The organism is Streptomyces sp. NPDC051569 (genome assembly GCF_044454085.1).
GTDB lineage: Bacteria > Actinomycetota > Actinomycetes > Streptomycetales > Streptomycetaceae > Streptomyces.
This window is the reverse complement of the sequence record NZ_JBITDJ010000008.1, coordinates 143,554-163,640: the sequence shown is the minus strand read 5'-3', so window position 1 is coordinate 163,640 and position 20,087 is coordinate 143,554. Positions and strand designations below refer to the sequence as shown.

Annotated in this window: 15 protein-coding genes; 11 read left to right on the top strand and 4 right to left on the bottom strand. The window is 72.2% G+C overall.

What is annotated here, in order from left to right; translation table 11 throughout:
- Positions 1-163: 163 nt before the first annotated feature.
- Positions 164-1,711 carry an MFS transporter gene (locus tag ACIBAE_RS15460; protein ID WP_399285278.1) on the top strand — a complete coding sequence of 516 codons (1,548 nt, stop codon included), beginning with the start codon at positions 164-166 and terminating at the stop codon, positions 1,709-1,711.
- Positions 1,712-1,715: 4 nt separating this feature from the next.
- On the opposite strand, the gene ACIBAE_RS15455 is transcribed toward ACIBAE_RS15460, so the two are convergent.
- The gene (locus ACIBAE_RS15455) at positions 1,716-2,198 is read right to left on the bottom strand and encodes a GNAT family N-acetyltransferase (RefSeq protein WP_399285276.1); all 483 of its coding nucleotides are present in this window, start codon (positions 2,196-2,198) and stop codon (positions 1,716-1,718) included.
- Positions 2,199-2,442: 244 nt separating this feature from the next.
- Between ACIBAE_RS15455 and ACIBAE_RS15450 the strand changes: the two genes are divergently transcribed.
- Complete coding sequence (locus ACIBAE_RS15450; protein WP_399285274.1) at positions 2,443-3,846, top strand: NAD(P)/FAD-dependent oxidoreductase; 1,404 nt, start codon at positions 2,443-2,445, stop codon at positions 3,844-3,846.
- Positions 3,847-3,946: 100 nt separating this feature from the next.
- Positions 3,947-7,483 (top strand): S8 family serine peptidase, encoded by a 3,537-nt coding sequence (locus ACIBAE_RS15445; RefSeq protein WP_399285272.1) that lies wholly within the window; start codon positions 3,947-3,949, stop codon positions 7,481-7,483.
- A gap of 160 nt (positions 7,484-7,643) precedes the next feature.
- Here ACIBAE_RS15445 and ACIBAE_RS15440 read toward each other — a convergent pair whose 3' ends face one another.
- Positions 7,644-8,243 carry a hypothetical protein gene (locus tag ACIBAE_RS15440; RefSeq protein ID WP_399285271.1) on the bottom strand — a complete coding sequence of 200 codons (600 nt, stop codon included), beginning with the start codon at positions 8,241-8,243 and terminating at the stop codon, positions 7,644-7,646.
- Positions 8,244-8,449: 206 nt separating this feature from the next.
- Between ACIBAE_RS15440 and ACIBAE_RS15435 the strand changes: the two genes are divergently transcribed.
- Both ACIBAE_RS15435 and ACIBAE_RS15430 read left to right on the top strand, forming a co-directional pair.
- A complete protein-coding gene (locus tag ACIBAE_RS15435; RefSeq protein ID WP_399285269.1) occupies positions 8,450-9,862 on the top strand; it encodes a sensor histidine kinase in 1,413 nt (470 codons plus the stop codon).
- Positions 9,855-10,487, top strand: a complete 633-nt coding sequence (locus ACIBAE_RS15430) for a response regulator (RefSeq protein ID WP_399285267.1) — start codon at positions 9,855-9,857, stop codon at positions 10,485-10,487. The genes ACIBAE_RS15435 and ACIBAE_RS15430 overlap by 8 nt, the downstream gene beginning before the upstream one ends.
- Positions 10,488-10,501: 14 nt before the next feature.
- On the opposite strand, the gene ACIBAE_RS15425 is transcribed toward ACIBAE_RS15430, so the two are convergent.
- The gene (locus tag ACIBAE_RS15425; protein WP_399285266.1) at positions 10,502-12,211 is read right to left on the bottom strand and encodes a sensor histidine kinase; all 1,710 of its coding nucleotides are present in this window, start codon (positions 12,209-12,211) and stop codon (positions 10,502-10,504) included.
- Positions 12,204-12,905 (bottom strand): response regulator transcription factor, encoded by a 702-nt coding sequence (locus tag ACIBAE_RS15420; RefSeq protein WP_399285365.1) that lies wholly within the window; start codon positions 12,903-12,905, stop codon positions 12,204-12,206. The genes ACIBAE_RS15425 and ACIBAE_RS15420 overlap by 8 nt, the downstream gene beginning before the upstream one ends.
- A 227-nt stretch (positions 12,906-13,132) precedes the next feature.
- Between ACIBAE_RS15420 and ACIBAE_RS15415 the strand changes: the two genes are divergently transcribed.
- The 6 genes from ACIBAE_RS15415 (at position 13,133) to ACIBAE_RS15390 (ending at position 19,899) form a co-directional block, all read left to right on the top strand.
- Positions 13,133-13,801 (top strand): hypothetical protein, encoded by a 669-nt coding sequence (locus ACIBAE_RS15415; protein ID WP_399285265.1) that lies wholly within the window; start codon positions 13,133-13,135, stop codon positions 13,799-13,801.
- 136 nt (positions 13,802-13,937) lie between these two features.
- Positions 13,938-15,341 (top strand): peptidoglycan-binding protein, encoded by a 1,404-nt coding sequence (locus ACIBAE_RS15410; protein ID WP_399285264.1) that lies wholly within the window; start codon positions 13,938-13,940, stop codon positions 15,339-15,341.
- A gap of 101 nt (positions 15,342-15,442) precedes the next feature.
- A complete protein-coding gene (locus tag ACIBAE_RS15405) occupies positions 15,443-16,177 on the top strand; it encodes an ABC transporter ATP-binding protein (RefSeq protein ID WP_399285364.1) in 735 nt (244 codons plus the stop codon).
- A 38-nt stretch (positions 16,178-16,215) separates the two neighbouring features.
- The gene (locus ACIBAE_RS15400; protein ID WP_399285262.1) at positions 16,216-17,427 is read left to right on the top strand and encodes an ABC transporter permease; all 1,212 of its coding nucleotides are present in this window, start codon (positions 16,216-16,218) and stop codon (positions 17,425-17,427) included.
- Positions 17,424-18,125 (top strand): hypothetical protein, encoded by a 702-nt coding sequence (locus tag ACIBAE_RS15395; RefSeq protein ID WP_399285261.1) that lies wholly within the window; start codon positions 17,424-17,426, stop codon positions 18,123-18,125. Before ACIBAE_RS15400 ends, ACIBAE_RS15395 begins: the two co-directional genes overlap by 4 nt.
- A 367-nt stretch (positions 18,126-18,492) precedes the next feature.
- A complete protein-coding gene (locus ACIBAE_RS15390; RefSeq protein WP_399285260.1) occupies positions 18,493-19,899 on the top strand; it encodes a helix-turn-helix domain-containing protein in 1,407 nt (468 codons plus the stop codon).
- Positions 19,900-20,087: the final 188 nt, after the last annotated feature.

The window sequence follows — 20,087 nt, the reverse complement described above, 5'->3', positions numbered from 1 at the left end:
GAGGCCGTCCTGGAGCAGGGGAGCGACCGTGGGCGATCGGTCGTGACGCGGAGACCGCGAGGGGCGAAGAAGTCCGATTCATGGTGTTCTGTGCACAGACGTGGCGCAGCACCCGCCCCGTCACCACCGCCCCGGCAGAGATCCACTGCGAAGGAAGATCTCGATGAGCGATCCGGCGACCCCCGGCCCCCAGAGCGGCGCCCCGTCCGGCACCCCCGGTCCACCGGCCGACGCCCCCGACCCCCACCGCTGGTGGGCCCTGGCCGTCATCGCGACGGCACAGCTCATGGTCGTGCTCGACGCCACCATCGTGAACATCGCCCTGCCCTCGGCCCAGCGCGAACTCCACCTCACCAACGGCAACCGGCAGTGGGTGATCACCGCCTACACCCTGGCCTTCGGCGGCCTCCTGCTGCTCGGCGGTCGCATCGCCGACCTCGTCGGCCGTAAACGCACCTTCATCATCGGGCTCATCGGCTTCGCCGGGGCCTCCGCGATCGGCGGCGCGTCCGGCAGCCCCGAGATGCTCTTCGCCGCCCGCGCGCTCCAGGGCATCTTCGCCGCCCTGCTCGCACCGTCGGCGCTCTCCCTGCTCACCACCACCTTCACCAGCGGCAACGAGCGTGCCAAGGCCTTCGGTATCTTCAGCGCCATCGCGGGCGGCGGATCCGCCATCGGCCTGCTCCTGGGCGGCATCCTCACCGAGTACCTCTCCTGGCGCTGGTGCCTCTACGTCAACGTCCCCATCGCCGCGCTCGCCGTCATCGGCGCGTTCGCCCTGCTCAGCGACCGGGCCGGCACCAGGGGCGCGCACCTGGACATCCCCGGGGTCATCCTCGGCTGCGGCGGCCTCGTCGCCATCGTGTACGGGTTCAGCCAGGCCGAATCCGACGGCTGGACGTCCGTCCTGGTCCTGACCGTGCTCAGCGCCGGTGTCGCGCTCCTCGCCGCCTTCACCTGGTGGCAGACCCGCTCCCCGGGCCCGCTGCTGCCCCTGCACATCGTCCGCGAGCGCAACCGGGGCGGCTCCATCATCGTCATGGGCCTGACGACCATCGGCCTGTTCGGCGCGTTCCTGTTCATGACGTTCTTCCTGCAGAACATCCTGGGCTACTCCCCGCTCAGGACCGGCCTGGCCTTCCTGCCGCTGTCCGCCGCGATCGTCATCGGGTCGACGCAGATCTCCGCCCGGCTGCTGCCCCACGTAGCGCCGCGCTGGCTGCTGGTCCCCGGGCTGCTGCTCAGTACGGGCGGGCTCTACTCGCTGACCTTCCTCGACACCCACTCCAACTACCCGGAGCACATCCTGCCGGGCACCCTGCTGCTCGGTTTCGGCCTCGGGCTCACCTTCATGCCCGCCATCGCGACGGGCACCTCAGGAGTCGCCCCGGCGGACGCCGGCGTCACCTCCGCGACGGTCAACACCGCTCAGCAGGTCGGCGGTTCCATCGGCACGTCCCTGCTGAACACGATCGCGACGACCACCACGGCCACCTACCTGACCAGCCACCTCGCCGCCGCGGCCCGTACGGGCACCCTCACGGCGGCGAAGAAGCACTCCATCGTGGACACCGGTACGGTCCACGGCTTCACGGTGGCCATCAGCTGGGCGGCCATCATCCTGCTGGCCGCGGCGGTCATCGCCTTCTTCATGGTCACCGCCAAGTCCCCCGGCAAAGGCGCGGGCGGAGCGGCGGCGGCCGCCGCCTGACCGGCTACCGCCCGGCCGGTGCCCCGAGCGTCCCCAGCGCCCCGTCCGTCAGCCGGAACACCGTCCACTCGTCCTGGGCCACGGCACCCAGCGCCCGGTAGAACGCGATCGACGGCTCGTTCCAGTCCAGTACGGACCACTCAAGGCGCTCGTAGCCGCGCTCCACGCAGATCCGCGCCAGCTCCGTCAGCAGTGCCTTGCCGTACCCGCCGCCGCGCCGTTCCGGACGGACGTACAGGTCCTCCAGATAAATGCCGTGGACCCCACGCCAGGTGGAGAAATTCAAGAACCACAGCGCGAAGCCCACCACCTCGCCGTCGTCCGTCTCCGCGACATGCGCGAACGCGGCGGGCCGCTCGCCGAACAGCGCCTCACGCAGTTGCTCCTCGGTCGCGCGCGCCTCGTGCGGGGCCTTCTCGTAGGCGGCCAGCTCCCGGACCATGGCGTGGATCACCGGGACATCAGCAGCCGTAGCGTTGCGAATCATGACCGCAGCCTGCCTCTTTCCCGCCCGGCGTGCCAACAGCGACCGGGCGAGGTCCCCCCGGGATGTCGATCACGCCCCGGATCCCGTGTGACCGTGCGGGCACCGGACCTGTGCGCCGCCTCCGCCGCTCGCCCGTTCCCCCTCGTCCGGGGCCGCACGCTGTGCGAACCCCGCGCCAAACCCAGCGTCAAACCCCACGCCAAACCCTGGACAGCTGTGCGAACGGCGGTGTACGAACACCCTCATGAGCAGCACGGACAACGGCGGCATCTCCTTCTGGTACGCGCGGGACGGCATCCCCACCCCACGGGAGCCCCTCCCCGGTGACACGACAGCCGACGTCTGCGTCGTCGGCGGCGGCTACACCGGCCTCTGGACCGCCTACTACCTCAAAAAAGCCGTCCCCTTCCTCAACATCACCGTCCTGGAAGGCGAGTTCTGTGGTTACGGAGCCTCAGGACGCAACGGCGGCTGGCTCTACAACGGCATCGCGGGCCGCGACCGCTACGCCCGGCTGCACGGCCACGACGCCGCCGTACGCCTCCAGCAGGCCATGAACGACACGGTCGCCGAAGTCATCCGCGCCGCCGAAGAGGAGAAGATCGACGCCGACATCCACCGGGGCGGGGTCCTGGAAGTCGCCCGCTCCCCCGCCCAACTCGCCCGTCTGCGGGCGTTCCACGCCGTGGAAACGGCCTTCGGCGAAACCGGCCGCACCCTCCATGGCGCCCGCGAGACCGCCGAGCGTATCCGCGTCTCCGGAGCCGTCGGCTCCACCTGGACCCCGCACGGCGCCCGGCTCCACCCCGCCAAACTCGTCACGGGCCTCGCCGCCGCCGTCGAGGCGCTCGGCGTCACCATCCACGAGTCGACGCCCGTCACCGAGATCAAGCCCAAACACGCCGTCACCCCGTACGGCACCGTCCGCGCGCCGTACATCCTGCGCTGCACCGAGGGCTACACCGCGGCCCTCAAGGGCGCCCGCCGGACCTGGCTCCCCATGAACTCCTCGATGATCGCCACCGAGCCGCTTCCCGCCCACGTCTGGGACACCATCGGCTGGGAGGGCCGGGAAACCCTCGGCGACATGGCCCACACCTATATGTACGCCCAGCGCACCGCCGACGACCGGATCGCGCTCGGCGGCCGGGGCTACCCGTACCGCTACGGCTCGAAGGCCGCGCACCTCGGAGACACCGCCCGCACCGAGGCGGCCACCGTCGAAGCCCTGCGCGAGATCCTCGTCCGCTTCTTCCCCACGGCCGCGGACGCCCGCGTCGACCACGCCTGGTCGGGCGTCCTCGGCGTCCCGCGCGACTGGTGCGCCACCGTGACCCTGGACCGCACCACCGGGCTCGGCTGGGCCGGCGGATACGTCGGCTCCGGCGTCGCCACCAGCAACCTCGCCGCCCGGACCCTGCGCGACCTGATCCAGCAGGACTCCGGTCAGGCGGGACCCACCGAACTGACCACGCTGCCCTGGGTCAACCACAAGGTCCGCAAGTGGGAACCGGAGCCGTTCCGCTGGCTGGGTGTGCACGGCATGTACGCCGCCTACCGCACCGCCGACCAGCGGGAAGCCCGGGCGCTGACCACCGCGACCCACCCCGTGGCCCGTACCGCCGACCGCATATCCGGCCGCCACTGACGAATGTCCGCCATCGGACATCCGCACCTATCGGCGTGCAACCTTATGCCCCGGTCCCTGGTCATTCGGTGCGGAACACAGGGACCATGTGGGGGGAACGTTGCACACAAGCAGAACCAGGGCGGGGGCCGCCGTACTGGCCGCCGCGCTCGGCGCCGGGCTGATGACGGGGGCCGCCTCGGCGGCCTCACCGCTCGCCGCGGCCGACGCGCGGGCCACGGTGCCGGAAGCCCTCGGAGGCGGCGCCGTCGTCACCCTGATCACCGGCGACCGGGTCCATCTGAACGCCCGGGGCCGGGTCACCCGGATCGCCCACGGCAAGGGCCGCGAGCACATACGCGTCGTCACCCAGACGGTGGGCGGCAGCACCTACGTCATACCGGACGACGCGTGGAATCTCATCGTCCGGGGCACGCTCGACCGCCGGCTGTTCAACGTCACCGAGCTGGTCACGTCCGGCTACGACGACGCGCACCGCGCCTCCCTGCCGCTGATCGTCTCGTACGCCGGTATGTCGGCGGCCCGGGCCAGGTCGGCTGTCACCGCCACTCCCGCCTCGGTACGGCGCACCCTGCCGACCATCGACGGAGCCGCGCTCGACGCGCCCAAGCACGCCGCGACGGACATCTGGGCCGCCCTGACCGAGCCCGCCGCGACCGGGCGGTCCGCCGGCGCCACCGCGCGCACCACCGCTCCCGGCATCGCCCATGTGTGGCTCGACGGCCGCCGCAAGGCCGCCCTCGACACGAGCGTTCCGCAGATCGGCGCGCCGGCCGCGTGGGAGGCCGGGTACACCGGCAAGGGCGTGAAGATCGCCGTCCTGGACACGGGCGTCGACAGCTCCCACCCGGACCTCACCGGCCGGATCGTGGCGCAGAAGAACTTCTCGGAGGCGAGGGACACGGTCGACCGGGTCGGCCACGGCACGCATGTCGCCTCGATCGCGGCCGGGTCCGGCGCGAAGTCGGGTGGCAGGTACAAGGGTGTGGCGCCGGGCGCCACGATCATCTCCGCCAAGGTGCTCGACGACGACGGCTGGGGCGAGGACTCCGGGATCATCGCGGCCATGCAGTGGGCCGCCGACCAGGGGGCGAAGGTCGCCAACCTGAGCCTGGGCGGCCCGGACAGCCCCGGTGACGACCCGGTCGAGCAGGCGGTGAACTCGATCTCCCGGTGGACGGGCATGCTCTTCGTCGTCGCCGCCGGGAACGAGGGCCCCGGGAAGGGGACCATCGGTTCGCCGGGCAGCGCCGCCGCGGCACTCACCGTCGGCGCGGTCGACCGGAAGGACAAGATCGCGCCGTTCTCCAGCCGGGGCCCGGCGGCTGACGGCTCGCTCAAGCCGGACCTCACGGCCCCCGGCGTGGACATCGTCGCGGCGAAGGCGGCCCGTGGGGTCATCGGGAGCCCGGCCGCCAGCGGTTACGTCTCCCTGTCAGGTACGTCGATGGCCACCCCGCACGTCGCGGGCGCGGCGGCGATCCTCGCCCAGGAGCACCCGGACTGGACCGGCGCCCGGATCAAGCAGGCGCTCACCGCGTCCGCCAAGCCGACCGCCGGGCTCGACGCGTACGCCCAGGGCACGGGCCGTACCGATGTCGCCCGCGCCGTCAGGCAGACCGTCGTCACCGAGCAGACCTCGGTGGGCTTCGGTCTGCAGAAGTGGCCGCACGCCGACGACAAGGTCATCAGCCGGACCGTCACCTACCGCAACACCGGCGCGGCGCCGGTCACGCTGGACCTGTCGCTGACGGCTACCGGCCCGAAGGGCGGGGCCGCCCCGGCCGGCATGTTCGCCGTCGCCGTACCCGCGACCCCCGATCCCGGAACTCCTGACCCCGGCACCCCCGACCCCGAGATTCCCGAGCCCGGCACCCCTGAGCCCGGCACCCCTGAGCCCGGGACTCCCGACCCCGGAACCCCTGACCCCGAGATCCCCGAGCCCGGGAACCCTGAGCCCGAGACCTCGGAGCCCGGGAGCGCCGACTCCCGTATCGCCGGCTCCCGCATCACCGTCCCGGCCGGCGGGACCACCGAGGTCACCCTGACCGCCGACACCCGCCTCGGCACCCTGGACGGCGTCTTCAGCGGGGCGCTCGTCGCCTCTTCCGAGGACGGCCAGGTCGTGCGTACGTCCTTCGCCGCCGAGCGCGAGGTGGAGTCGTACGACCTGACGCTCAAGCACCTCGACACCCAGGGCAAGGGGACCGAGCCGGTCTTCAGCACGGTCTACGCGGCCGGCACCGGCCGGGTGCTGTACCCCGACGTCCCGCCCAGCGGGACGGTCAGCCTCCGGCTGCCCAAGGGTGAGTACTTCCTCAGCGCGGACCTGTATGTGAGGAAGTCGGGAGGCGGCTCGGGATTCAGCACGCTGGTGCAGCCGAAGCTGCTGCTGACGGCGAAGTCCACGGTGACCTTCGACGCCCGTAAGGCCAAGCCGGTCAAGATCACCGCACCGGCGTCGGCCAAGCTCCGCGAGGCGAGCCTCGTCTACCACGCGGACGGCCCGCTCGGCGGATACACGGGGGGATACGCCGTTTCCTCCGGCATGAGCATCGATGTCGCCCAGGTCGGCCCCGCCACCACCGCCAAGAAATTCGAGGCGTACACGGGCGGCCTGTGGGTCAAGGGCTCCACCCACTACAACCTGCTCTACAAGCGGACCGGCTCCCTGTGGACCGGCTTCACCCACAAAACGGCCGCCGGTGAGCTGGCCCGGGTCAACGTGCGGGTCGGCGCATCCGTCAAGAAGAAGCGGGCGTCGGTCCTCCCGGTGTGGGAGTCGGCGACCGCGAGCCTGGACTCCGAGACGCCGGTCTTCGCCGTCCCCGGCGGCGCGACGGAGTACGTGACCACGCCCGCCGGAGTGAAGTGGCGCTTCGGGGCGAGCCAGTACAGCGCTTCCGGGTACGAGGAGTGGTACGGCATCGGCGGCGCGGCCGCCTACCAGGCGAAGAAGACGTACAGCCGCACCCTGAACACCGGTGTCTTCGGACCGAAGGTCTCCGGCATGGACAGCGGCGTCCACTCGTGGGCCGACGCGGCCCTCATGTGTGTGTCGATGTTCACCGACGGCTCCGGCGGCCTCGGTGCCTCCCAGGTCAGCAAGGCCCGCACCGTGGTCACCGTCGGCGGCAAGAAGGTCTACGACCAGCCCGCCGCGCCCTGCGACGTCGTCGAATCGCTCGGTCTCGGCACCAAGAAGGTCGCGATCAGCACGGACGTCTCCCGCAGCACCGCGGTCGCGGCGGTGAGCACCCGGGTCACCTCGGCCTGGACGGTCACCACCGCACTCGCCGACAACGGCAGATTCGTGACCATGCCGCTGTCGACCGTGACCTTCCACCCGAAGCTCACGACCGCCGGCACCGCCAAGAAGGGCGGCAAGCTCACCGTGCCGCTCGCCATCCAGGGCCCGGCGGCCGGCAAGGGCCTGCGGGCCCTCGCCGTGCAGGTCTCGTACGACGGTGGCAAGACGTGGAAGAAGACCACGGTCGCCAAGGACAAGGCCGGCAAGCGGAGTCTGACGCTCACCCACCCGAAGAGCGCGACCTCGGTGTCCTTCAGGACCAGCCTCACGGACACCAAGGGCAACACGTTCGCCTCGACCGTCATCAAGGCGTATCTGCTGAAGTGACGGAGTCCGGGCCCCGGCCCGGACGGAAACGGCCGCGCCCGAGCCCCCCGGCCCGGGCATGAACAGCCACGCCCGGGCCCCCCGGCTCGGGCGTGGCCGGCCACGGAAGCGCCGGTCGAACGCCGGGGTTTCCGCAGCAGGCCTAGCTTCTGATGCTCCGTCAGTCCACCGTGACATCGGTGGGTGCGGGCCGCCCGGAACCGCCCGGCAGGGCGTCGGCCGACACCGCCCCTGCCGCCTCTCCCGCGCCTGCCGCCTCTGCCGCACGCAGGTGGCGCACCTTGGCCAGCAGGACGCCGGTGCGAGCCAGCACCATGGCCAGCGACATGAAGACGAAGGCGTTCGCGTAGACGTCCTGGCCGCTCAGCTCGTGCTCCACGCTGAAGCGCACGATTCCCTCGGCGAACCAGTGCTCGGTGCCGTAGGCGAAGAGGACGCGGGCGCCGGAGAGCACGATCCAGACCAGCGCGTACCCGACACCGCCGACCGTGCGGAACTCCCCGTCCTCGTCCCGGTAGGCGGGCAGGAGACCGCCGGCGAGCAGCCCGCAGACCACGCCCACGCCGACACCGGCGAGTTGGAGCGACAGGTCGTTGCCCGCTGTCGGGAAGGAGCGCACGAAGAGCGCGAGGACGACGGCGACCGCGAGCACGGAGCGCAGCATCCGCATCGTGGTGATACGCCGGCGTCCGAGGTCGGTCGCCAGGACGATGGTCAAAATCGTCGCGCCGGCGATCAGCGCGGTCAAAAACGGGCTCATGACAGGCTCCAGACCTTCCGCGGTTTTCCCTCGTTCCTCGCGGCGCTCTCGCCGCTCCGTACCGCTGTGAAAACGCTATGCCGGACCCAACCCCGGGGGTACGACCGAACGTTGGGATCGGTGTCCACCGATCGGTGGACACCGAGGACCGCGTGGTAGGACTTCGATGGTGCGTGGTCGTCCACGGTGGGAGGGAGCAGGGGCACGTGGTGCGGGAGAACGCGGTACGGGAGGACACAGCGCGGGCCGACACGGCAGGGCCTGACACGGCACGGCCTGACTCAGCGCGGACCGGAGCGGAGTACGGCCCCGCGACCGGGAGCCGCTGGTTCGGCCTGTGGGACGGCTACTTCGCGGTCTCCTACCTCGTCACGACGGCCCTGCTGTTCACCTCCGCCGGGGGCCGGACCGCGAGCGCGGTCGCGATCGGCGCGCTCACCCTGATCGTCGTCTGGTACGCGAGCCTCGGCCGGGGCGTGATGCTCCGCGACACCCGTGGGCACGGGCGCGCGAACATCGTCTTCTCGGCCGGACTCCTGGTGCTCTTCACCGTGGCGGCGGCGTCCGACCTGGTCAGCGCGTTCGCGCTGTTCGCCGTGGTCCCGATGCTGATGATGAGCCTGCCCTCACCGGCGTCCGTCGTGCTCGCCACACTCGCCAACCTCCTGCCGGTGACGGTGCTGTGGATCCGCGACGGCGCGCTCACGCCCGGTGTCCTCACCGTCCTGCCCACGTCGCTGCTCGGCATCGCGCTGTCGGTGCTTCTCGGGTCGTGGATCAAGCGGGTGGTGGGCCAGAGCAAGGACCGCGCCCAGCTGATCGACGAACTGCGCCGCAGCCGCGAGAGTGTGGCCCGGCTGTCCCGTGAGGCGGGTGTCTCCGCCGAGCGCGAGCGGCTGGCCCGGGAGATCCACGACACCCTGGCACAGGGCCTGACCAGCATCATCAGTCTGCTCCAGGCCGCCGAACCCGAGGTCGAGGACGCCCCGGACCTCGCGCGCAGGCACCTCGGTCTGGCCGGCCGCGTGGCCAGGGAGAGCCTGGCGGAGGCGCGTGACTTCGTCGCCGCGCTCACGCCGCCGGGGCTGCGGGAGAGTTCCCTGGTGCAGGCGATCCGCCGGCTGGCGGAGGGCCTGGCCGCGGAGACCGGGCTGACCGTACGGTGTTCCGTCGAAGGCGCGGAGAGACCGCTGCCGGTGCAGGTCGGTGTCGTACTGCTGCGATCCGCGCAGGAGGCGATCGCGAACGTACGCAAGCACGCCACGCGGGCCTCCGAGGTGGACGTGACCGTGGCGTACGACGCGCCCGGCGAGAGCGGCGAGAGCGGCGAGAGCGGCGAGAGCGGCGAGAGCGGCGAGAACACGGTCCGGCTCGTGATCCGCGACAACGGCGAGGGATTCACCCCGGACGACGAGGGAGCCGCCCGGGACGGGGAGCGGGAGGGATTCGGACTGCGCGGAATGCGGGCCCGCCTGGCGGAGATCAGCGGCGTCGCGGCGGTCCACAGCGCTCCCGGAGAGGGCACCACCATCGAGGTGACGGTGCCCCTGGGAATGTCCTCGGGGACGTCCCCGGGAATGTCCCCGGGGCAGGGCGGCGGGGAGACGGCCGATGGATGAGGCGAAGACGATCGAGGTCCTGCTGGCCGACGATCATCCGGTGGTACGGGAGGGCCTGTGCGCGATCCTGGAGTCGGCCGGTGGCATCCGGGTCGTCGGCCAGGCCGGTTCCGGCGAGGAGGCGGTCAGCCAGGCCGCCGCGCTCCGGCCGGACCTCGTCCTGCTCGACCTGCGGATGGGTGAGATGGACGGGGTCACGGCGACCGGGCACATCCTGCGCCGGTCACCGGGGACCAGGGTCGTCATCGTCACCACGTACGAGGACGACGCCGACATCCTGCGCGCCGTGGAGGCGGGCGCGGCGGGGTATCTGCTGAAGGGCACCTCACGCGCGGAGCTGATCGACGCGGTGCACGCGGCGGTCCGTGGCGAGACCGTCCTGACGCCCTCACTGGCCGGCAAGCTGTTCCGGGCGCGCGGGCCCGTGCCGTCGCCGCTGTCCGGGCGGGAGTGCGACGTGCTGCGGCTGGTCGGCCGGGGGCTGACCAACGCGGACATCGGCAAGGAGCTGTTCATCAGCGAGGCGACGGTGAAGACCCATCTGCTGCGCACGTTCAGGAAGCTCGACGTGTCGGACCGTACGGCCGCCGTGATCACGGCCATGGAGCGCGGATTGCTCTCCTGACGGCGCCGGAGCCGTCAGGCGGGGGGCGGACCGGGCGCCGGCAGGCGGAGGTGGAAGGCCGTGCCGGTGCCGGGCGGTGTGTCGGCGATGGTCAGGGTGCCGTGGTGGTGCCGAGCGATGTCACGGGCGATGGCGAGGCCGAGTCCGCTGCCGCCCGCGTCGCGCGTGCGTGCCTCGTCGAGCCGGGTGAAGCGGTCGAAGACGCGCTCGCGGTCGGCCGGGGCGATGCCGGAGCCGTCGTTGTGCACCTCGACGAGGATCTCGTCACCGGCCGGGGTGATGGTGGCCGGGGTGATGGTGATGGTGACGGTGACCCGTTCGCGGGCGTGCCGGAACGCGTTGTCGAGCAGGTTGCGCAGCAACCGGTGCAGATGCAGGGCGTTGCCCCGGACCGGGACGTACGAGGGTGCGTCGACGACGACCTGGAGGCCCGGCGGCCCGGGCCGCGCCAGCTCCTCGGCCGTACCGGCGAGATCGACCAGGGAGCCGCGCTGCGCCGGGACGTCGGGGCGGCTGAGGAAGAGCAGGTCGTCGGTGAGGTCCTGGAGGCGGCGGGCGGCGCGCAGGGCGTTCTCGGTGCTGCTCGGCCAGTCCGTACGGCCCGGGTGGGTGAGGGAGATCTCCAGCTGGGCACGGAGGGCGGTGACCGGGCTGCGCAGTTCGTGGGCGGCGTCGGCGACGAACCGGCGCTGCTCGCGGTCGGAGCGTTCCAGGCGTTCCAGGGTCTCGTTCGTGGTGGTGGCCAGCCGGAAGATCTCGTCCCGGGCACGCGGGACGGGCACCCGGTGCCGGAGCCGCCCGGCGCCGCTCTCGGCGAGGGCGGCGAGTTCGGCCCGGATCGCCTCGACGGGGCGCAGGGCGCGGCGCGTCGAGGCGTACGCGGTGACCGCCACGAGCAGCGCGGCCAGCGGGACGCCCACCGCCAGGGCCGGGTCGACGGCGCCTACGGCGGCCTCGGCCTGGTCGGGCAGGACGAGCACGTAGACGGTGTACCGGCCGCCGTCCGTACCGAACATGGTCGTCTCACCGGGCGGGATGTCGATGAGGACGCCGGTCGCTTCGAAGGAGCGGTGGGCGAGCCGCTCCGCCCGCGCGGGCACGGACGGCGGTCGCTCGGCCGGTGCGGAAGCGGACGGGTACGGGGCCTGAGACATGGACGGAGACATGGACGGGTACGGGGGCCGGGAGACGGACGGCCCCGGGCTCGCGGCTCCGGGCCGCCCGTTGGCCCCGGGCGCGTCCGCCGCGCCGCCGGGCGCCGCCGAGCGGTCGGGGAGCAGTCCGGGCTTGTCCGGGCTCGCGATGCCGTCCGGCCGGGGCCACCCGTCGAGGGGAGCGCCGATGCGGATGGTCCGGGTCGTGGTCCAGCCCGCCGTGGCCGTGGCGGGGGCCGGGGGAAGCTGGGCGGCGGGTACGGACAGATACTCCAGCCCGCCGCCGAAGGTACCGCCGCCGGAGGTAGCGCCGCCGGAGGTACCTCCGGCCTTGGGCGCGACGACGAAGTACGGCCATTCCAGCTGTCCGGTGACGAGCGCCGTCTGCTTGCCGAGGACCAGCGCCCGGGCCACCGCGTGCGCCTGCACCACGGACGTGGCGCGGGCCGCGTCCAGCTGGTCCGCGTACAGGTGCTGCCGCAGCCACCAGGCACCGCCGCCCGCGGCGAGGAGCGCGACGAGTCCCGCGAGCAGCGCCGTGCGCAGCCCCATGGGCAGCCGGTCAAGCATGGGCGGCCACATCGTCGACCAGCCGGTATCCGGCGCCGTGCACGGTCTGGATGCTGCGCCGCCGGAACGGGGTGTCTATCTTGCGCCGCAGGTTGCTGATGTACACCTCGATGATCGCGGTCCCGCCGTCGTAGGCGTGGTCCCAGACCTCGTCCACGATGTCCTGTTTGGCCACCACCCGCCCGCGTCCCCGGGCGAGCACGGCGAGGACGGCGAACTCCCGGGCCGTCAGGGCCAGCTCGGTGTCGCCGCGCCCGCAGCGGTAGGCGCCCAGGTCCAGCCAGAGATCTCCCACGCGCACCTGCCTGCCCCCGGCCGCCGAGGTGTCCTCGGTGGCACTCCGGCGTACGAGGGCGCGCAGCCGGGCCAGCAGGACGACGTACGAGAAGGGCTTGGTGAGGTAGTCGTCCGCCCCGGTGTCCAGGCCCTCGGCCTCGTCGTACTCGCCGTCCTTCGCCGTGAGCATGAGCACCGGGGTGGTCACGCCCGCGCGGCGCAGTTCGGCGCAGACGCGGTAGCCGTGCACGCCGGGCAGCATGATGTCGAGGATGATCGCCCGGTGCTCGCCGGTGAGGCCGCGCTGGAGACCGGTGAGCCCGTCGGTGATGTGCTCGACGGCGTACCCCTCCGCCTCCAGGCCCTGGCGCAGGGCGGCGCCGATCTGGGGGTCGTCCTCGATCACCAGCACGTTCAGTGGCTCGGCTCCGTTCATGCCTCAAGGATTACCTGACGCGCCGGGTCCGGCCCACAGGGCCTTCGGCCTCTTCAGGCCCGCCGAAGATCCTTAAGGTCTCGCCAAGGTTTTTGAGGTCCCTCAAGCTTCTTGGGTTCTCCGAAGCTTCTTGAGCTTCCCTTCGGCCCGTCGTCAGCAGGGTGTGGCTGAGCGCCGCACCGGCGGCGACCACGATGGGAGCGATGTCCATGACCCCCAGCAGACTCATCCGCGGCAGGCTCATCGGCTTCACCGTCGCCGCCACGTCCTCCGTGCTGCTTGTCGCCGGATGCCGGAGCGGCGGCGAGGACAGCGCGGCCTCGTCCGGCGACGGCTCGCGGATCGCCTCGCTGGAGAGCCCCGGGACGCCCGCGCAACCGTCCGGCGAAGCCGGTACGGCGCCCGGGAAAGGACCGAAGAAGGCGCCCCTGACGGACGAGCAGCGCACGGCGGCGGTCAACAGCTGCCGGACGAAGAAGGCTCAAGAGGCCGGCATCGAGACCAAGGTGAGCGCCGTCGACAGTCACGACGCCGGTTACGTCGTTCCCACGCACGACCTGGGGCCCATGGGCGAGAACATGGACGGCACCTTCGAGGGTTCCCCCCTGGTCAAGAAGTGGTGGGGCGAGATCGTCGTACCGTGCTTCAAGGATGTCGAGGGTCCGGAGATCCCGGGCGACGACGGCAGGACCGAGCTGCTCGCGGAGATGAAGAAGCAGTACGAGTGCATGAACAAGGCCGGTCTGGAGGATCTGCACGAGCCGACCCTCGACAACACCACCATCTTCACCCCCGACGGCACCTCCAAGTACATCGGCGGCAAGGCGGTCGACCCGCACACCATGAGCATCCTCAGAAAATGCGGCTTCGAAGGCTGATCTTCTTAAGGTCTTCCCAAGGTTCTTGAGGTCCCTCAAGCTCCTTGAGGTCTCCGCAGCTTCTTGAGCTTCCCTTCGGCCCGCCGTCCGCAGAGTGTGCCCGTGCGCCGCACCGGCGGCGACGGAGAGGGCAACGGTGGAAGCGGGAGCGGAGATCAGGCACGAGGACTCGGGGGAAGCCCTCCTCGAAGCCGACGGCGTACGGGGCGGCCGCCGTGGCCGACGCGGCCGACGGGGGCGGCGCACCACCGCGATGGTGCTGGGCGCGGTCTCCGTGGTGGCCGTCGCCTGCGGCGCCGCGTACACGTGGACGCGCGACGGGAACGCGGCCGCCCCGGCGCGAACGGGCCCCTCGGCGCCCGGGACGGCCGAGGTGGTACGGACCGACCTGAGCGAGTCCAGAACACTGCCGGGCATGCTCGGCTACGGCCAGACACGCACTCTGGCGGGCCACCGCGCGGGCACGGTCACCTGGCTGCCGAAGGTGGGCAGCACGGTGACGCGTGGCGGACAACTGGTGCGCGTCGACGACCGGCCGGTCACCGTCTTCTACGGCTCCCTGCCCCTGTACCGCACGCTGGGCGCACCGGAACAGCCCGCCGGACCGTCCTCCGCCGGACCGTCCTCCGCCGGACCCGGCGAAGCCGACCCGGGCACGGTCGGCACGGGCGGGGCGGGCGGCACGGGCGGCACGGAATCGGCCGGTACGGGTTCGGCAGGTACAGGTTCGGGTGGCACGGGCGCCGGGAGCGGCGGTGGCGCCGTGGCCGGGCCCGGCACCACGGGTCCCGACGTGCGGCTGCTGGAGGAGAATCTGCACGCCCTGGGCTACCGCGAATTCGGGCAGCCGGACGACCAGCTCACCGACTACACGATCGCCGCCGTCAAGCACTGGCAGAGGGACCAGGGCAGCAAGATCCCGACGGGCCGGGTCGGGCCGGGAGACGTCGAGGTGCTGACGGGCGAGGCACGGGTCGCGAGCGTCGCGGCACGCCTCGGTGACGCCGCCGAGACCGACCTGGTGACCGTGACGGGCACCACCCGCGTCGTGAGCGTGCCGGTGCCGGTGACCGACGCCCATCTCCTCACCAAGGGCACGACGGTGACCATCACCCTGCCGGGCGGCACCACGGCCAAGGGGAAGATCGAGCACGTGGGCACGGTGGTCACCACCGGCGGCGAGGGTTCCGCCGGTGCTCCGGGCGGCGATCCCAACAATCCGAGCCTGCCGGTGACCGTCAGCCTCGCCGACCCGGCCGCGGCGCCCGGCCTGGACGGGGCACCGGCTTCGGTGAGCTTCACGAGCCAGGCCAGGAAGGGTGTTCTGGCCGTCCCGGTGGGTGCCCTGGTGGCGCTGCGCGAGGGCGGTTACGCACTTCAGCTCCCCGCGTCGCGGACCACGGCGGCCGGTGGCGGCGAACGCTCCGGTACCGGCGCGACCCGGCTGGTGGCGGTCAAGACCGGCATGTTCGCGCTGGGGCTGGTGGAGGTCTCAGGACCGGACATCAAGCAGGGCATGAAGGTGGTGACCACCGAGTGAAGCGTGCCTCCGCGTACTCCTCCGCCTCTACGCCGTCCTCCGCCTCCACGCCGTCCTCCGCCTCCACGTACTCCTCCGCCTCCCCCGGCGCCGTCCTCGAACTGGACCGCGTAGGCAAGAGCTACCCCGGTGGGGTCCACGCCCTGCGGGACGTCTCGCTGACCATCACCGAGGGCGAGCTGCTCGCCATCGTCGGCCCGTCCGGATCGGGCAAGTCCACCCTCCTGCACATCATGGGCCTGCTGGACCGGCCCACCGGGGGATCGGTCCTGATCCACGGCCAGGACAGTGTCCGGCTCTCCGACCGCGAACTGTCCGCACTGCGCGGGCGGGCCCTCGGCTTCGTCTTCCAGCAGTTCCACCTCATGGACGGCATGAGCGCCACGGACAACGTGGCGACCGGCCTGATGTACGCGGGGGTCCCCGCCCGGCGGCGCCGGGCACTGGCCCGTGAGGCGCTGGCCCGGGTCGGTCTGGCCGACCGCGCGGGGCACCTGCCCCATCAGCTCTCCGGCGGCCAGAAGCAGCGCGTCGCCATCGCACGCGCCCTGGTCAACCGGCCCGCGCTGGTGCTGGCCGACGAGCCGACCGGCGCGCTGGACAGCCGCAACGGCGAGGCCGTCATGGAGCTGATGCGCGAACTGCACGCCCAGGGCACCACCACGGCGATCATCACGCACGACCGGGAACTGGCCGACAGCCTGCCTCGCCAGGTGGAGATCCTGGACGGCCGGGTCCGCCGCGACTCCGCGCGTCCGGACGGGCCGCACGGGGACGGTCCGTCCGGCGACGACAGCTCGACCGGGCCGACGGCGACGACTGGCGGCCTCGTATGAAAGACACCTCACCGGCCCTGCGGCCGGCCCGTCTCTCCGTGAGCGATGTCCTCGGTCTCGGTGTGGTGCGTCTGCGCTCCAGCCCGCTGCGGGCGATGCTCTCCGCGCTCGGCATCTGCATCGGGGTGGCCACGATGATCGTGGTCGTCGGCATCCCGGCTTCCAGCCAGAAGGCGCTGGCCGACGAGCTGGCCAAGCTCGGCACCAACATGCTCAAGGTCCAGAAGTCCGAGAGCGGCGGCTCCGTGACACCGCTCCCCGAACAGGCCGACGCCATGGTCGCCCGGATCGGCCCGGTCTCCAGCACGGCCGCGATCGGCAGAATGCCCGATGTCTCCATCCGCAGAACGGCCGAGGTGGATCCCGGCGACACCTCCGGCGTCTCGGTCGTCGCGGTCCGCGGCGACCTGGCGGGAACCTTCCAGGCACAGGCCTGGGCGGGCCGCCTGCCCGTGCGGTACGGGAATCTGCCGAGCGTCGTCCTCGGCCCGGTCGCGGCGCGCAACCTCGGCATCACCGGCCTCGCGCCCCAGGACCCCACCGGGGCCTCGGGGAGCGGACCGTCCCAGCTGGGCATCGGACCGCAACTCCTCATCGGGGACAAGTGGTTCACCGTCACGGGCATCCTGCGCCCGATGCCGCTGCTGCCCGAACTCGATTCGGCCGCGCTGGTCGGCTGGGAGGCGGCCAAGGAGCAGCTCGTCTTCTCGGGCCATCCCGACACGGTCTATCTGCGCGCCGACGAGCAGGCGCTGGAGGACGTCCGTGCCATCGCCCCGGCGACCGTCAATCCGGCGGATCCCACGAGCGTGACGGTCTCGCGGCCCTCCGACGCCCTCGCCGCCAAGCGGCTGACGGAGACGGCCTTCTCGTCGCTCTTCCTCGGACTCGCCGGTGTGGCCCTCCTCGTCGGCGGAGTGGGCGTGGCCAACACCATGATCATTTCGGTGCTGGAGCGCCGTACGGAGATCGGCCTGCGGCGCGCGCTGGGCGCGGGCCGGGGCCACATCCGCATCCAGTTCCTCACCGAGTCCGTGGTGCTGTGCCTGGTCGGCGGCGCCGCCGGTGTCGTCCTGGGCGCGGCCGGGGTCGCCGGCTGGGCCCTCGTCCAGGGCTGGCCCGCCGTACTGCCCGTCCCCGCCGTACTGGGCGGCCTCGGAGCGGCGGTACTCGTCGGCGCCGGGGCCGGACTGTACCCGGCGTCGCGCGCTGCCGCGCTCACGCCGACGCAGGCGCTGGCAGGCGCTTGAGCACCCTGTTCACCCTCACCCGACCGATCGGAAAGGTCCACATGACCCGCAACAAGATCATCGGCTTCGCCGTCGCCACGTCGACCGCGGTGCTCGTCGTCGCCTTCCAGGGCGGCGCCGGCCAGGCGTCCGCCACCGACGCCGAACTCGTCGCCTCGCTGCGGAAGGCCGGCGAGGCCGACAGGACAGCCGCGCCGTCCTCCGACAACACGCCCGCGCAGGTGTACGAGAAGGGATCGAAGGAGGCGGCGAAGGCCTGGGACCAGTACGCCGCGCAGGTCAACAGCTGCCGGACGAAGAAGGCCCAGAAGGCCGGCATCGCGACCGAGGTGAGCGCCGCCGACAGTCACGACGGCGGGTATGTCGTCCCCGTTCAGGACCTGGGTCCCATGACCGAGAAGCTGGACGGCTCGATCGAGGGCTCCCCCCTCGTCAAGAAGTGGTGGAGCGACATCGTCGCCCCCTGCTTCAAGGAGGCCGAGGCACCCCAGGTGGAGGGTGACACGGACGTGGCCGGGCAGGTCGCGGCGGCGAAGAAGCAGTACGACTGCCTGAACGCGGCCGGCCTGGAGCACCTGCACGAGCCGACCCTCGACAACATCGCCCTCTTCACGCCCGAGGGCACCTCCACGTACTTCGACTCCGCCGTCGACCCGCACAGCAGGAGCATCCTCACCACGTGCGGCCTCAGCGGCTGACCGGCGAACCGCCGGCATGAGGGAAGCCGGATCGGAGGGTGCGCGATCCGGCTTTCCGCTGAACCGTGTCCCGTGCCGCGCTGTGCCGTGCCGCGCCGTTCCGTGCCGTGTCGTGTCGTGTCGTGTCGTGTCGTGCTGTGCCGTCCCGTGCCGTGCTGTCCCGTGCCGTGTCGCGGCCGCCGCCCTCGGTTGCGGCGCGCGTCCGTGACCGGAACCGCCGTCACTGACCGGAACCACCGTCACTCGGATACGTGACTTACTTGTCATTATTCTGTCAGGGAGGATGGCGACACCAGTCACATAGCGCCCCTTGCGCACGGTTCACCGTAGAACCCAAGGCGTCCGGCGGGCCGACCCGAGGATTGCCATGAGCAGTGATCACGTATCCGCAGAGTTCGGTCGCCTCCTCAGGTCATACCGTCTGCGGGCCCGTCTCACCCAGCCCCACCTGGCCGACCTCACCATGCTGAGCGTGCGCGGCATACGCAATCTGGAGCTGGGAAAGGTCCGCTCGCCCCGGCGGGACACCGTCCGGCTGCTGGCCGACGGCCTGGGACTGGCCGCCGGGGACCGTGAGACGCTCCTCAAGGCGGCCGCGCCTCCCGCCGCCGGGACTCCGGGCAGTTCGGCCGGCTTCGAGTTCTCACCGCCCTGGGGGAATTGGAGCACACTGATCGGCAGGGAGGGCGAACTCGCCCTGCTGACCGAGTGGTCGCGTCCGCCAGGCCGCCGCCTGGTGACGGTGACCGGCGTATCCGGGGTGGGCAAGAGCCGGCTGGCCACCGAGGCCGCGCGCCGGCACCGGCCCGGTACCGCTGGTGCGACCTACTGGCTGCCGGCTGCCGACGGCTCCGCCGGACCGTCCGGCGCGCGGCTGACCGACCGCGACCGTACGACCGCCGTGCCCGCTTCACCCGCCGAGACCGTCGAAATACTGGTCGAAGCGATCCAGGACAGGGACGTCCTGCTCGTGCTGGACGACCCCGGGACCATGGGACTGGGCGCCCCGCACATCGCGTCGCTGATCGACCGCTGCCCCGGCCTGCGCGTGCTCGCGACGGCGCCGGGGCCGTTCGGTCTCCCGGGCGAACAGGTGCTGCCGCTCGCGCCGCTGGCGCTCCCCCCGGAGGCGGCCGAGACCGACCCGGATCTCCTCGGGGACAGCGCCGCGGTCCGCCTGCTGCTCACCCGGATCCGCTGCCTACGGCCGGAATTCCGGCTCAGCCCGGCCGAAGCGCCTGTCGTGGCCCGGTTGTGCCGCCGGCTGGACGGACTGCCCCGGGCTCTGGAGTACGCCGGCGGCTGGTGCCTGGTGCGATCGCTGGAACACCTGCTCGCCGACGTCGACCGGAACCCTTTCCAGCTCGGTCCGCCGCCCATGACGACGGGGAGGACACGGCACCCCTCGGCCCTGCTGCGCCGGTCCGTCCGCGCGCTGGATCCGCGCGCGGAGCGCTTCCTGGCCTCCGTCGCCCGGCTGGGGGGCAGTTGGTCGATCGCGGAGGTGGCCTGGGCTGTGGGCGTCCCGGAGGACGAGGCCGCGTCGGCCGTCTTCACGCTGATCACCTACGGACTGCTGAGGGATTGCGACGGCGGTGTGGAGCGCCGCTTCTCGGCCCTGCACCAGGTCCGGCAGCTGTACGCGGATGCCGTGCGGCCACCGCAGAGCCCGGCCGCCGCCGTAGCCCGGCGCCCGCCGGGCGCCGGGCGTGATCGCGTGACCGGACACGGTCCGGCACCGAAGCTGGTCAAGGCCGCCCGGCAGGGCAGGTAACGGCGCCCCCGCCGCCCCTGCTGAACCCCTGCCGGGAGCGGCCCCGCACAACCTGCCGGAAAGGGCTCCGCCGAACCCTGCCGACAGCCCTGCCGGTGGTGGCACTGCCGGTGGTGGCACTGCCGGTGGTGGCACTGCCGGTGGTGGCCCTGCCGACGGTGGCACTGCCGGCAGGGCGGGGCACCGCG

What these genes read in the sequence shown, in the direction of transcription:
- ACIBAE_RS15430 (WP_399285267.1), top strand. Translation starts at nt 9,855, where the DNA reads ATGGATGAGGCGAAGACGATCGAGGTCCTGCTGGCCGACGATCATCCG.
- ACIBAE_RS15440 (WP_399285271.1), bottom strand. Translation starts at nt 8,243, where the DNA reads ATGAGCCCGTTTTTGACCGCGCTGATCGCCGGCGCGACGATTTTGACC.
- ACIBAE_RS15415 (WP_399285265.1), top strand. Translation starts at nt 13,133, where the DNA reads ATGACCCCCAGCAGACTCATCCGCGGCAGGCTCATCGGCTTCACCGTC.
- ACIBAE_RS15455 (WP_399285276.1), bottom strand. Translation starts at nt 2,198, where the DNA reads ATGATTCGCAACGCTACGGCTGCTGATGTCCCGGTGATCCACGCCATG.
- ACIBAE_RS15390 (WP_399285260.1), top strand. Translation starts at nt 18,493, where the DNA reads ATGAGCAGTGATCACGTATCCGCAGAGTTCGGTCGCCTCCTCAGGTCA.
- ACIBAE_RS15450 (WP_399285274.1), top strand. Translation starts at nt 2,443, where the DNA reads ATGAGCAGCACGGACAACGGCGGCATCTCCTTCTGGTACGCGCGGGAC.
- ACIBAE_RS15460 (WP_399285278.1), top strand. Translation starts at nt 164, where the DNA reads ATGAGCGATCCGGCGACCCCCGGCCCCCAGAGCGGCGCCCCGTCCGGC.
- ACIBAE_RS15425 (WP_399285266.1), bottom strand. Translation starts at nt 12,211, where the DNA reads ATGCTTGACCGGCTGCCCATGGGGCTGCGCACGGCGCTGCTCGCGGGA.